The sequence below is a fragment of the Robertmurraya kyonggiensis genome (assembly GCF_005116465.1).
Classification (GTDB): domain Bacteria; phylum Bacillota; class Bacilli; order Bacillales; family Cytobacillaceae; genus Robertmurraya; species Robertmurraya kyonggiensis.
Genome location: NZ_SWBM01000004.1, coordinates 1 through 14235 on the forward strand (window position 1 = coordinate 1; position 14235 = coordinate 14235).

13 protein-coding genes and 1 pseudogene are annotated in these 14235 nt (G+C 37.5%); all 14 read right to left on the reverse strand.

Annotated elements, in window-relative coordinates; all coding sequences use genetic code 11:
* Positions 1–115: 115 nt before the first annotated feature.
* Positions 116–589: pseudogene (gene radC, locus FA727_RS15925) on the reverse strand (RadC family protein); the annotation flags it as partial.
* Between the two features lie 54 nt (positions 590–643).
* On the reverse strand, positions 644–1216 hold the full coding sequence (locus FA727_RS15930) for a Maf family protein (protein ID WP_136832505.1): 573 nt from the start codon (positions 1214–1216) through the stop codon (positions 644–646).
* Positions 1217–1500: 284 nt separating this feature from the next.
* Complete coding sequence (locus FA727_RS15935) at positions 1501–2571, reverse strand: SPOR domain-containing protein (protein ID WP_158318891.1); 1071 nt, start codon at positions 2569–2571, stop codon at positions 1501–1503.
* A gap of 153 nt (positions 2572–2724) precedes the next feature.
* A complete protein-coding gene (locus FA727_RS15940; protein ID WP_136832508.1) occupies positions 2725–3513 on the reverse strand; it encodes a hypothetical protein in 789 nt (262 codons plus the stop codon).
* Positions 3513–4163, reverse strand: a complete 651-nt coding sequence (locus FA727_RS15945; RefSeq protein WP_136832510.1) for a fimbrial protein — start codon at positions 4161–4163, stop codon at positions 3513–3515. The genes FA727_RS15940 and FA727_RS15945 overlap by 1 nt, the downstream gene beginning before the upstream one ends.
* A gap of 3 nt (positions 4164–4166) precedes the next feature.
* Entirely contained in the window at positions 4167–5156 is a 990-nt protein-coding gene (gene pilM / locus FA727_RS15950) for a type IV pilus biogenesis protein PilM (RefSeq protein WP_136832512.1), read from the reverse strand.
* Between the two features lie 11 nt (positions 5157–5167).
* The gene (locus FA727_RS15955) at positions 5168–5920 is read right to left on the reverse strand and encodes a prepilin peptidase (protein WP_136832514.1); all 753 of its coding nucleotides are present in this window, start codon (positions 5918–5920) and stop codon (positions 5168–5170) included.
* An 8-nt stretch (positions 5921–5928) separates the two neighbouring features.
* On the reverse strand, positions 5929–6372 hold the full coding sequence (locus tag FA727_RS15960; RefSeq protein WP_136832516.1) for a prepilin-type N-terminal cleavage/methylation domain-containing protein: 444 nt from the start codon (positions 6370–6372) through the stop codon (positions 5929–5931).
* 93 nt (positions 6373–6465) lie between these two features.
* Positions 6466–7671, reverse strand: a complete 1206-nt coding sequence (locus tag FA727_RS15965; protein ID WP_136832518.1) for a type II secretion system F family protein — start codon at positions 7669–7671, stop codon at positions 6466–6468.
* 1 nt (position 7672) lies between these two features.
* The gene (locus FA727_RS15970; RefSeq protein WP_438646633.1) at positions 7673–8704 is read right to left on the reverse strand and encodes a type IV pilus twitching motility protein PilT; all 1032 of its coding nucleotides are present in this window, start codon (positions 8702–8704) and stop codon (positions 7673–7675) included.
* 20 nt (positions 8705–8724) lie between these two features.
* Positions 8725–10389: a GspE/PulE family protein gene (locus FA727_RS15975; RefSeq protein ID WP_136832522.1), complete on the reverse strand. Its 1665-nt coding sequence runs from the start codon at positions 10387–10389 to the stop codon at positions 8725–8727.
* A 24-nt stretch (positions 10390–10413) separates the two neighbouring features.
* Entirely contained in the window at positions 10414–11736 is a 1323-nt protein-coding gene (locus FA727_RS15980) for a VanW family protein (protein WP_158318892.1), read from the reverse strand.
* Between the two features lie 16 nt (positions 11737–11752).
* Positions 11753–12505, reverse strand: coding sequence for a PRC-barrel domain-containing protein (locus tag FA727_RS15985; RefSeq protein WP_136832526.1), 753 nt, complete (start codon positions 12503–12505; stop codon positions 11753–11755).
* A gap of 129 nt (positions 12506–12634) precedes the next feature.
* A complete protein-coding gene (locus FA727_RS15990) occupies positions 12635–14218 on the reverse strand; it encodes a hypothetical protein (RefSeq protein ID WP_136832528.1) in 1584 nt (527 codons plus the stop codon).
* Between the last annotated feature and the right edge of the window lie 17 nt (positions 14219–14235).

Sequence of the window (14235 nt, forward strand, 5' to 3'; positions counted from 1 at the left end):
ACATGCTACACTCCCCGCTCGGTTTCCCTTACGGATAAGTTGGCTGATGATAGGGTAAAGATTGTGATATCTCCCTACTGCTTTGCTAAAGCAGATTTCCTAAATGCCCTTATGGGCGCACCACCTCCCTAGGGTGTACTATCGAGGCATTCAGGCTCCCAATAAATATGGTTTGCTTGTGAAGCACTTGATTTTTCGTATTTAAATACAAACAAACAAAATGCTCCTGCGATAAAAATCGCATATCATTCATGACATAATTCGCGCCATCTTCAGGAGAACGGATGACATAACGGTCATCATAGGCAAGGTTAGAAATTCTTCTCCCGATTTCAACAGCAGCTAATACTTGTATAGCTTTCGCTTTTCCAATTCCTTTTATAGCAGTAATTTCAGCTAAGGTGGAATCTTTTAATAAACGCAGACCATCAAAGCTTGTCAATAGACGATTCGAAAGTTGTAGAACAGATTCATCCTTCGTTCCCGTTCTAAGTAAAATCGCAATTAATTCGTGATTAGAGAGACTCTCAGGTCCACTCTGTTCAAATCGTTCTCTTGGGCGTTCGTTCTCTGGGAAATCTCTAATCATTAAAGTTTCCGCTTGCAAGCTTATTCCTCCTTGTGTCCTAGTCGCTCTAGAACATTAATAGGGAAGAGGATACCCAAGCTCTTTTAATTCTCTGATTGTTCGAGATAGAGGCAATCCGACCACCGAATAATAATCGCCGTTGATTTTCTTTACAAGCAGTCTTCCAAAGCCTTGGATTCCGTAAGCTCCTGCCTTATCTAATGGTTCTCCGGTGCTCACATAGCTTTTGATATCATCATCTGATAAGTTCCAGAACTCGACATCGGTTTTTTCGTAAAATGTTGTACTTTTGGTTGGTGCGATAATCGACACCCCTGTGTAAACAGCGTGTGTCTTTCCCGACAACAGCTTGAGCATGTCTACTGCTTCTTCGCTATTGCCTGGCTTTCCCAAGACTTGTCCATCAGCAACGACAATCGTGTCAGAACCGATAACAAAAGCATCAGGGTGTACCTGTGAAACATGTTTGGCTTTTCGTTCAGCCAAATCCATTACAATTTCTTCAGGGGTATTTTCTGGATTGTAGGACTCATCAACATCCGAGCTTGCGATTTCAAAGTTTAGTTGTAAACTTTCAAGAAGTTCTTTTCGCCGTGGAGAAGAAGAGGCTAAAATGAGGGTTTGCATTTGATCACCTAACCTTACCTTATCAGAAAGGGAGATACAAGATAATCGTACCAAATATTTCTGATATTTTCTATTGGATTAATTCAAAAATTTCTACAATTAAATTTTTTTTTTATGTAGCCCGCCAAATAATATGACGAATTAAGTAGCCATTAAGTTTCAATATAAATAAGTTTACACCAAAAAGGAGCCTATTCCAAATGGATAAGCTCCTTATTTTTTACAATTCGGACTATCTACTCATCACTATTTCCCAGAAAATAATCGAATGAACTCGAAATTTGTTACTTCAATTGGTTATAAACTCCTAAAAAATTGAGCAAATGTTGTTGAGCATTTATCAACAGTTTGGCTTCACTTTTTTCTGCATAGCTTTTGATATTTTCGCTCGCTTCATCAAGCTCAGTCTTTATTTGTTTAACCTGTTCGTTTTCAGCTGCCTTCATGCCGTTCCATTGTTCTAATTGCCCATTTAAAGAATCTAGTCGATCGGATGAAATCGAATTTGATAGACTGGCGGTTGTTATTATTTCTGTAAGAAGCTGATAGAGTGGCGAAGCCAGTTCTAATATGCTTTTTTCTGACTCTTGTAGCCCAGATAATGTGGCACCCCCAAAGGCAACTTCCTTCGCGAATGTCTCAATTCCCTTGCTTTGTACTTGAGTTTTTAATAATTTTGCATCCTCTAGGTTATCCGCAAGTCCCACATATATATAGGAGTTATTTTCAATTCCAATAACTTTCGTCGGCACTCCTTTTGCTGCCATTGTTTGCGCCTCACCCTCAGCATTTTCAGGAGTAGAAAAGACACCTGCCTGGACCATATAGCCTGTGATTGAAGGGAGTTCGATTGAAGCTTGTCCAGTTTCGGCTGGTTCCTCACTTGGTGCTTCTTCGGTTATAGCTCCTGTACTTGGCTCACTTGCTGAGTCAGATATGACCATTTTTAACATCAAAATACCAAGACTTCCCCCTAATAGGACAGCGAGAAAAATCGATAATAGGATGGAGGGAAGGACACCTTTCTTTCTAGGTCCTTTCAAGGCACTTCCTTTTCCTTTATACCCTTTACCTTTTTTCGCTTTTGATTGGGTCACAATGGTATATTCTTTTAGTTCATCGTCATCCTCAATTTCTGGAAGAATCCATTCAAATTCATCTTCTTCCTGTGCTTCTTGGGCAGCTGCTGTTTCTTGCTCCGTAGCCTTTTCCACAGCATGAAGAGATGATTTGCCTATAACTGGTATGTCATTCTCCTCATTTTTTTTTGGAGTTTGATTATGTTCTTCTTTTATGGGACTCACTTTTCCATTTATTTTGATCGTGATAGTTTTAAAATCTCCTGGCTTGTCCAATGTTTGTCCTCCTTCCATGTCGAATGCAGGTTTGCATCAAACATAACATAAAGGACAAAAAAAATAACAAGACTTTTGTCGTCTTGTTATAGAGATTTTCGTCAAATTTTTCATAGGGCCACTGTGATTTTAAATCGAGATTCATTCCCCTTATCAATCATCAGTTACAGTACCAGACTCTGATTTCGTATAATCGCTAAATTTACTTAATGGATTTTTCTTATCAGCAGGCTTTGGAGTCTCCATTTTTGGTAGATCTTTAACTAGGTCAGACAAGCCCGGCATATAGAAGGAAGAAAGAGTCACTTGATAACTTAAAGGTTTATCGGTTTGTTCATACTCGATAATCTCTTCACCCGCTGTAAAATCTATTGCTTCGATTACCGTAATACGCTCTGCATTTTCAAGAATTCTAATAAACTCTTCAAATTCAAAATAGCTAGGTGATTCGACATTTAATGTAACAGAAATCTTCTTTACTCCAGTTGGAAGTGGCGTCATAACTTCTTCTTTTTCAACCTCAACCGACTCTGAGTTTGATTCTGGATCTAAATCTTCTTCGATTCGTTCTTCTAACTTATTTTCTTCCACTTTACTTGTTTCCGCTGTCACTTCCCCGTCTTCAAATTGCATATTTACAACAAAGCTTCCGGAAACAACTTCTGCCTTCTCGATTTCAAGTAGAAGTTGTTGCGTCAATGGTTTTACAGGGACCACTTTTTGCAGAGCAACCGTACTTTGAAACGTGTTCGTATTCGTTTTGGTCACTTTCCCTTGGAGCACAGATAGCAATTGCTCCTGAGAGGATAGTTCTGATTCCTTTAAGGGTATTTCTTTCATCTTTGGATAAAGAACCAAGAAGTAAATAGATGAAAAAAGGGCGATTAATAATAAACCTGCTATTAGAATCGTTACTTTGTTATTCGGTAATTTTAAGTTCATTATTCGCCTCCTCCTTGCTCTTCGGAGGAATTCATCGATTCTTCATCTTTTAAAGTATCTATATCTAATCCCACTTCATATTCTGCCAGATAACGAGGAATATATTTTTCATTTTTTAAATCACTTTCATCGGGACCGTCATCAGATTCTCCAAAAGTCCGGTCATAAAAGCCTGTAACAGCATCAAGATTATTTAACTTTGCTTCCATTACCCATTTTGCTTCAAGCAGTGAATTTAGATAGAAAGCCGCCTCTCGACTTGTTTCAAACTGAACACTAAATTTCACTGTCCCAATTTCCTCATAAGTAAAACTCTGAATAAATCCTCTTTCAGGAAGGAGAGACGTCATCTTCTCTAGAACAGGAACTGTTTTCAATGGGTAATCTGATGCCCATTGTACAGTGTTTTCTAATTCAGATAATGAACTTGAAGCTTCATAGTTATTAATCTTTTGCTGTTCAGTTGCTACTAACTGTTCCGTAGTTGCGATCTGCTCTTCTAGACTTGCTAGATTATTTTCATAGGAACGATTTAGCAAATAGACAAATAATCCACCAATAAGGAGGATGGCACTCGCAACAATAGCAAGCAATAAAAGGGATTTATTCTTTGCTTCTTTTTGAGGTAATAGATTAATTTCTACAAGCATGTGTTACACCCCTTTTAATGCAAGCCCTAGCGCTAGATAGTATTTATACGAAAAATCCTGTTCAAATTGCTCATATTCACTATAAGAAATCATTTCTAACGGTATATCAAATCGCCCATCAAGCTTTTCCTTGATTTGAGGGAGCATTGGATGATCACCGTTTACTAATATTTTACCTACTTGTTTTCTACCTAGATGTAAGGAATAACGATAGAAGTCCATTAAACGATTAATCTCTTTATACACATCTTCTAACTGTAAAGATAAATAGGATTTTTCTCCTATAAAGTTTAAATCATATACACCAGAACCATTCAATTTCTTTTCCCACATTCCCTCATCCATGTCGATTGGTAAGTGATGCATAAAGAATGGAATGGTATTTTCGAATATACAAATATTCACATCCGTTAACCCGAATTGTACAATTAGTAGGTCTTCATCATCAATTGGATGAGTTAAATGATGATATAGACGATATATTGCTAAGGGAGAGACTTCAGCTGCTACAGCTTCCAGCTTTACTTCAGAAAATAACTCCACATACTCCATCACAAAGTCTTCCTGGGCCGCAAAGATCAAAATCTCCTTTTTATCTTTGTCCGTTGAAAGTACCACTGCATCAAAAACTGGCTCATCAAATGGAAGATGGATGCTCGTACCTAATTCTAAATACAGATATCCTTTTATTTCGTCGTCCTTCACATCTGCCGGAATTGAGACTTTACGGATGATCACGAAAGATTCAGGAATCAAAAAGCGAACCTGACGATTACGAAGCTTCCAGTCCATTACACATTCTTCAAATATATTGACCAATGTTTCATAATCATTGATTTTCCCATTTGTGATGAGCCCATTTGGGAGTAGTCTTTCTCCCCACTTCAATGGGATAAGAGGCTTCGTTTGCTTTAATTCTAAGTAGCGAATCGAATGATCGTTAATAACAATATTTACAACACGATTTTTTCGCGAAAAAAAGGATAAATCCATATGATGACCCCTTAAAATCCAACTAAGTATTGAAGATACAATGAAATTATTTCTTCATAAAAATAATAGGCTAACAGTGTTCCTGCCGCAATAAATGGCCCAAATGGAATTGGTTTACCTTTTTTAACAATCTTTAAAAGAAGACCTATTCCACCGATTACTGCACCAAGGAGTGTAGCAAGGAAAAAAGATAAAAGTAAAACCTTTGTTCCAACGACAAATCCAACAACGGCAAAAAGTTTGATATCTCCGCCACCCATTCCACCTTTACTGATTATGGCTATAAGGAGTAGGAGTGCAAATCCAATGGCTGCTCCTAAGATGGAATCCCACCACGGAGTTCGGGGAATAAAAATCCGTTCCAATAAAAAAATCCCCGCAAACACGATCAAAATCTTATCAGGGATTAACATATACGTAATGTCTGAGACAAAGATAATCATAAATAAGGAAATCAATGTCCACGCGACAAATAACTCAGTCGTCCAGCCTAAAACGAGTGGAGCAGATACAAATAACAATCCAGTCGTCAATTCGATGATTGGATAAATAGGGGAAATCCCCGTCTTACATTGACGGCATTTCCCCCCTTGAAAGACATAAGAGAGCACCGGGATCAGCTCATGTGCTTTCAACTGATGTTGACAATTTGGGCAAGCTGAGCGCGGTGTCACGATTGATTGTTTTAATGGGACTCGAAGGCCTACTACGTTGTAGAAGGAACCGAGTAATAGGCCATAAATTAATATAATAATTATTAACATAATAATCGTTATTGTTTTACTTTACCCGGTTTTACTACTGTTTCATCATTATCAGCATCAATTTCTGCAATAGATGCATTAGTAAATTGTACTGTTATACCATCTTTTTCTCCAGTTCCTGTTATTTCAAATACATTTTCAGATGTTTCGGTTACTGTATATGTGTACCCAGATGTACCAAACGTAGTTACACCATCCAAGTATTCTCCTAATTCCACACTTGTAATTCCGTTTGCATCAACTACTCCACCACCAGCTTTATAAAGCTTAGCTGCATTTAGAATTTGCATTGCATCCGCTTTTATAGCATCTTCTCTAGAATTATTAATAATCCCACCGATACTAGGAATCGCAATCGCTGCAATAATCCCCAAAATAACGATTACAGCTAGCAATTCAATCAAAGTTAACCCTCTTTGATCTTTTAAACTTTTTTTAATATTTTTCAACATTTCTTTCTCTCCCTTGTTTTCTAGTAGTTTATACCTATATCAGATTATATAGGAAATGATAGACTCTTCCAATAGATTTAAAAACTTTTTACATTATCCTACATGATTGAAGATTTCAAACATCGGGACCATGATCGAAGTCACGATCGTACCAACAAGCCCAGCTAAAACTACAATCATAAGAGGCTCAATGAGAGACTTCATTTGCTCTGTGCTGTTCTCTACTTCCTTTTCATAGAAGTCTGCCACTTTGCCTAGCATAGCATCTAACGCACCAGTTTCCTCACCAACCGCGATCATTTGTGTAATTAATGGTGGAAATGCCCAGTGTTTCTTCATTGGTCCAGTCAATGATTGTCCTCTTTCAAGAGCATCACGTGACTCGTGTATGACTTTGGCAATGACTTCATTTTCAACGACATTTTCGACAATCGTCATCGCCTGTAAAATCGGAACCGAACTTGTGAACAACGAACTAAGAGTCCTTGTCATACGAGCCAGCACGGCCTTTTGCATCATCTTCCCAAATACAGGAATTCTTAATAAAAAGTAATCCAAATAATACTTTGTATTCTTATTTTGACGAATAAAAACGATGAGTCCAATAAACATAAAAACGATTAAAAGGATTAACCACCAAAATTTCTGCATAAACTCACTCGCGTTTAAGACAAATTTTGTGATAGCCGGTAACTCTCCGCCAAAGTCCGCAAACATATCGACAAAAGTTGGGACAACGGAAACAAGTAGAAAAATCACTACGGCAACCGCAAGAATTCCAACAACTGCTGGATATGCGAGGGCTGATTTGATTTTCGCTTGCGTGTTATGTTGTTTCTCAAAATGGACCGCGAGCCGCTCAAGGGTATCATCCATGTTTCCACCCGCTTCTCCAGCACGAATCATATTTACAAACATGGAAGTAAATATTTTCTTATGCTTGGCTGCTGCCTCTGATAAAGGATGTCCTTCTCTTAATTCCTGTTCGACATCGAGGAGAGCACGCTTAAGCACTTTACTTTCCGTTTGTTCTGCAAGAATATTTGTCGAGTCAACTACCGATACACCCGCTTTTAGTAGTGTTGCAAATTGTCTTAAATAGATCACCATATGCTGGAGCTTTACGGGTGAGCCAATGGAAATATCCTTCGTCAAGAATGACTCCGGCACTTCCGATATTTCTAACACTCTGATGCCATCTGTTCTCAACTTTTGCATCGCTTCTCGCTTTGAGGAAGCATTGATAAATCCTTGAGTTTTCCCCTTACGTTCTCTTCCTGAATATTTAAAGCGTGCCATCTTAAATCACTTTCTCCTGTAAAAATGGTTCAGCAGCTTCCTTCGAAATAATACCCGCCTGAACAAGTTCCTTAATACTCGATTCCAAGGTTTGCATACCGGAAACACGAGATGTCTGCATAATATTGACAATTTGATGGATTTTTTCATTTCGAATTAGGTTTGCTACTGCCGCATTATTAATGAGTATTTCTGTCGCTACTCTGCGTCCTTTGTTATCGATTGTTTTAAATAGACGTTGAGAAATAACGGAAACAAGAACGGAAGCCAACTGTATACGTACCTGTGGTTGCTGAGATGGTGGAAATACATCAATAATTCGATTTATCGTCGCTGGAGCGCTAGACGTATGAAGAGTTCCAAATACAAGATGCCCCGTTTCAGCTGCCGTAATCGCAGTTTGAATCGTCTCTAAATCTCGCATTTCCCCAACCAAAATAACATCTGGATCCTGTCTTAATGATGCACGTAGTCCATTCGCAAAATTATTCGTATCAAATCCAACTTCCCTTTGATCAATAATTGAGTTACCATGCTTATGCAAATACTCAATCGGGTCCTCCAACGTAATGATATGCTTACGCATATGATGATTCATATATTGGATCATCGAGGCTAAAGTTGTTGATTTCCCACTACCAGTCGGACCTGTTACAAGTACAAGACCTTGTGGCTTATTAACAATCTTTTTCAATACCCCAGGTAGCTCTAGCTCTTCAATAGTAGGAATTTTTGTTGGGACAATTCGAATGGCTAAGGCCACACAAGAGCGTTGAAAATACGTATTGATACGGAACCGAGATACGCCAGGGATTCCATAGGAAAAGTCAAGCTCCCCCTTTTCTTTGAACAACTGCCACATATTTTCAGGAATGATTGCTTTTGCCATTCCTTCTGTATCAAAAGGCTTCAGTTCATCCTTCCCGTATTTTTTCAGCTCTCCATTAATTCTCATAATAGGTGGAACCCCAACCGTTAAATGAATATCAGATGCTTTCAATTCAAAACCTGCTCTAAGTAAATGTTCGATCATTTCTTTCACATTGTGCACCTCTATTCAGGTATTGCTACTCTCAAGATTTCTTCTGTTGTTGTCAAACCTTGCTTCACCTTTAACAACCCATCATCAATTAAGAAAATGGTCTTGCTTTTGATGGCATATTCTCTTAATTTTGTAAAAGACTCTCCATTCATGATCACTTTCCTCATCTCATCATTAATGACAAGCACTTCATGAATAGCAATCCTTCCTTTATATCCAGTCATGTTACAGGAAGAACAACCGCGACCACGAACGATTTTATCAATCATCATGCCACGCTTTGCAAAGATCTCTATTTCCCTCTTTGACGGCACTTGTTCTTCTGCACAGTCTCTACATACTTTTCGCACTAACCGCTGTGCCACAATCCCACTTAATGAAGAAGCTACTAAAAATGGTTCAACTCCCATATCAAGTAGTCGTGTGATTGTACCTAATGAATCATTCGTGTGAATTGTACTTAACACTAAATGTCCTGTTAAAGAAGCTCGAATTGCAACCTCTACTGTTTCCTTATCACGAATCTCCCCAACCATGATAATGTTCGGGTCCTGACGAAGGATAGAGCGCAATCCTTTCGCAAAAGTCATTCCTACATTTGGATTAACTTGGATTTGATTGATTCCCTCAAGTTGATATTCAACTGGATCCTCAACCGTAATAATGTTAACTTCCTCACTATTGAGCTTATTTAATGCTGCATATAGTGTAGAAGATTTACCTGAACCCGTTGGCCCCGTAATCAGGACAATCCCTGTAGGTTTTTCTATCATATCTGTGAATCTCTTAAAATTGAGTTTGTTGAAGCCTAGTTTGGAAATATCATTAAGAGAGCTAGCTAAATCAAGTATCCTTAGTACGATTTTCTCTCCAAAAACTGTAGGTAATGTGGAAACACGAAGGTCAATAGGATGAAATTCTAGATTCACCTTAATTCTTCCATCTTGAGGAATACGATGTTCTGTTATATCCAGATTCGCCATTATTTTTATTCGAGCAGTTAACAAGCTTTGCATATGCTTGGGAAGAACTCTTTCCGTCCTAAGCACGCCGTCAATTCGGTATCGAATGATGACCTTTGTTTCCTGAGGATCAATGTGAATATCACTAGCCTTCATTGCAACCGCATTGGATAAGAGCTGATTGACAAGACGTACAACCGGAGAATCCTCTGCATTCATTTTTTCTTCTTGGACAACTTCACTAACAGGATGGTCCCCTATTAATTCTTCAAAGCCCTCATCAATTTCGTAATATTTATTAATAGCTCGTAGAATATCATCTTTCGTTGCTATCGCCGTTTCAATTTGAAAGCCAGTAGATAGACGTAAATCATCTATAGCAAAATAATCCATTGGGTCAGCCATGGCAACAAAGAGCTTGTCCCCGTCTTTCTTAAGAGGAATGAGCCGGTTTCTTTTTGCGATATCCTTAGGAATTAAATAAAAAAGCTTTGTATCAAAGGGATAGCGGTACAAACTGATATGTGGAATACCAAGCTGGAATTCTAACACTTCAATAAGCTGTTGCTCTGTAATATATCCTCTTTGTAGCAAAGCATCCCCTAGCTTTTGACCTGGACTTTTCTCATTTAATGTAGATTGAAGCTGATCTTCTGTAAGTAGACCAGCTTCAACAAGTAAATCTCCAAGGCGTTTTCGGGTTTGTTGTTTCATACTATACTCCCCGCTTTTTGGTGATTATTTTGGTAATTCATTTTCGTTGCCCCATAAGTCGTCTTCATTCGTAGAATTTGACTGATCGGAGTTTTCTGTCGGATTTTCAGTGGATGATTCCTCATCATCAGTAGAATTAGAACTATCCTCTCCATTATTTCCAGCGGTTGTATCCGTTTCAGGAATAATCGTGGAATCTCCTTCTTTGATAATTAAGCCTTGAACCTCCACGCGATGAATAGGTGGATAGAAATCTTCCGCCACAAGTTCTTTTTTTAGAACTGCTCCTTTTTCATCACGATGCTCGCGAAATACTTTGATTAATTGTCCTTCTTTTCCTTCTACTTTAACCTTTATCTCGGTTGGACCTAAATTAGGATTAAATTGACGAATAATTTTTGGTTTAAATGTTTCCTTATCTTCAGGAAGAATGACATATTTATTCAAAAGCTCGGGACCTTTTAATGAAATAAAAATATCATCATTCTTCTTCTCGAACTCTAGTAAATAACTAAACTCATTCGGATTTGAAAAAACAAGGTCAAGTTTAAGATCTTGGTCTGCTTTTGCCTCAAATCCTAGTTCTGCATATTCAGGAAGCTCATTGCTAATATGTCTTTCGATAAAATCAAAATTTGTCGGAAGGAATACATTATAGATTCCTGTAGCTATTTTGCTCAATGTTAATGGGGAAACTGCACCAATTTCATCATCCACAAATTCCAACAATGAAAATTGAGATGTTGGCTCTATTTCAATGGACTTCCCAACAAAGAGTTCAAGCTCAGCTTCTACATATTCTGCTTGTAGCTTATACTCAGCAATCGTATGAGGCTCACTTTTACTTGCATCCTTTAAATAGGATTCTAAGCGAATTTCATAGCTCCCAATCTCAACAGAAGCTGCACTTCGGATAATTTCAGCTATCAATTCATCCCAATGAAAGTCGTTCTCCGTTAAGGATGGAGAAAGCGAGTAAAGTATCTCATCAATTGGCTCCAATTCAACTTTAGCAAAATTCGGTTGACCATTCTTTGCTTGAGAGATCGTATCTTCCAGATCAAATGTAAAATAACTTAGATCTAACCGAGTACTATTTTCCATATATTTCAAAGTAATCTCAGTTTCATTCAGCCATTTTGTTAATTGCTCATCAATTAATTGAAGGGCTGTGTTAGGAGTTTGACCAGCAACAGAAATTGAACCAATTGATGTGCCTTCAGCGAATTCATCATGTTCACTCATTATAGAACCATAAGCTAGGGCACCGAAATGTGAGAAACTCATAATATACGTAATACTAATGATTAAGACAAGAAACAGCTTTAAAATCTGCTGATTCCTCACATTTACCTGCCCCCTATTATGCTTCCACATTCATAGATAATTCGACTACAATACTCGGACCCTCTTCTTGGGCATTTTCAATTTGTTCTGAATTTAAAATGGTTCCTGCGTGAAAAAGGAGAACTCCATTTTTATCGTAAACGTCTTTTGTTAATGTTTTTCCAGCTAATAATTCAATTTGTTTTTCTTTTAGTGCTCTTACTTCTTCATCTTCTCTTGGGTTAACAACTTCTTCAGCAGGCAGAATTTCATCTAAGTCAACTTCGCCTTTTTCGAGTTCTTCTACAGAGCTCAAGAAATAAGATGCAACATCTTCTTTCACAATAATGATATCTTTTCCAAATGTTACAACAGACTCTGAAGAAAGGGCGACTTCTTTATCAGCAAGCTTTAATTGCATCCCTAAAATATGGCCACTATCTTGATCTACATAGAATTCCGTTACTTCTCCAATTAACTCGCCTTTTCGCGTCATAACCTTTGTGTTTGTAATCTTAATTTTCTTATTTACGAGCTGATTTGCAATTGGAATTTCATTTAAATCAATCACTGCATTTTCACTGTCTACAGTTACAGCATATTCTCCAATCCCAACAACCTTTTTGAACGGGATTGCTTTCACACTTACTTGAAAATCTTCATGTTCAATAGTAAGGAAATCTACTGAACCTTTATCCGGATTGATTACTAATGATTTTACTTTTCCTACCTGATTCCCATCCGAAATGCTAATAATTGGTAAACCGTTGATTTGAGTACTTTTTTTCATTAAATTTCACCACACCTAATCTATAAGTTCACGAAACTAATTTTTGAATAAACCTTATTTGTCAAGAATCGACATACTTCTATAAAATTCATTCATATATTACACTATTTTAACATGTAATTAGGAAAATCATCGTGTTTTTTCACAATATTGTTTAAATAAATACTGAATTTCCATATCCAAAATTGGATAATTAGTGAATTTATCACTTAAAATTGTTAAAAGTTCATTCAATTTTCCTAACTCTTTTCGACTAATATAATGCTCAATCAACAAACTAGCGAAAGTATAGTATTCCTGTACTGGTAAGTCAGGATGCAAATATTCTTTAATGTACGCCTCATAACTATTAGCCGACATCTGCTTTCTAGCAAATTGGATTTGTGACACCATCGTATGGAACAATCGCTGTTGTAAGACCGTTTTTTGAATAATCGGCTCCACTTCTACAGCAGATTCGTCCGTGACCTCCTGGATAGTCGAATCTATGGCACTTACATCAAGTTCTTCATCTTCTTTTGTTTCGAGTTCTTCTTCCATGGAATAATCTTCTGCTATTAATTCATCTTCTTTTTCTACTTCTGAAGAATCTTCATAAGCCAATTCAGTAATTTCATCTAGCGAATCACTTTCGTCAGAATCACCAGTAATAGACCCATTATTTGCAATTGAATCCAGTACAATAGAAGCAGCTACTTCGCTTTGGGCTTCATCTATTTGGCTTAACACATCTTCTTTGAGTAATTCTAGTTCAAGCATCTCTGTATCTTGCTCTTCAATCTCAGTCGGTTCAAGCTCATCTTCAACCATTTCTAATGGACTTTCATCTTGTTCATCAGATTCTTGAGTTGCATCATCCATATGTTCAAAATTGAATACTTCGAGTTCTTCATCCTGCTCTTCTATAGAAGCGCCATTAGAATTTTCTTCTGCATTTATGCTAAACTTTAATTCATAAGACTCTGGATCATTATTGACGTGATTTTCACCGATGTCATTATCTTTGTTCTCTTGATAATCTTCTAAATGATCGTTTTCTAACAATAACTCAATTTCTGACATATAGTTCAGCTCTTGCACATTGTCTTTCTCGGAAAGAAGTTCTTCTTCGTCCATTGCAGTTTCTCTACTTGTAAGGAAGGCTGTTTCTTCATCTGATTCGTGATCAACATCCCCTTCATTTTGGAAGGTATCTATTTCTGATAACTCCTCAGTTTCCTGTAGAAGAGTTCCTGCTATTCCTTCTAACTCCGGCTCATGCCTTGAAATAGGTAATTCCTCAATTTCAGGCTGTTCATCTGTGCTGATAGGAGAAATGTCATTACCTTCGTTGGTTTCATTAAGAGAATATTCCCCTATATCTCCCTTAGCATCATTATTAGCAAAAATCTGCTCACTAATGACGGCTTCGCTCTTGCCTTTTGTCTCTTCTTCCAAAGAAGGCTCAAATTGCGTATCATCATTCGAATTTGCAAATAAAAAGTTTTTAAATCTTTTATCCAAAACGTATACAGCAAGAATACATAACACTAGCAGGATTAATCCTGTTTGCCATATAGGAAAATTGCTATTGGCCAGTAGTCCTGCATTTGCAAAAACAAGTGCTATGATGATCAGTATTCCTTTTCCCTTATTGGATAGTCCAAGCGGAAGAAAATAGATAATTGGGATTAGAATAATTAAAGATATTATCGAGAGCACCAACTCTTCCATATGCTCACCCCTTTTTA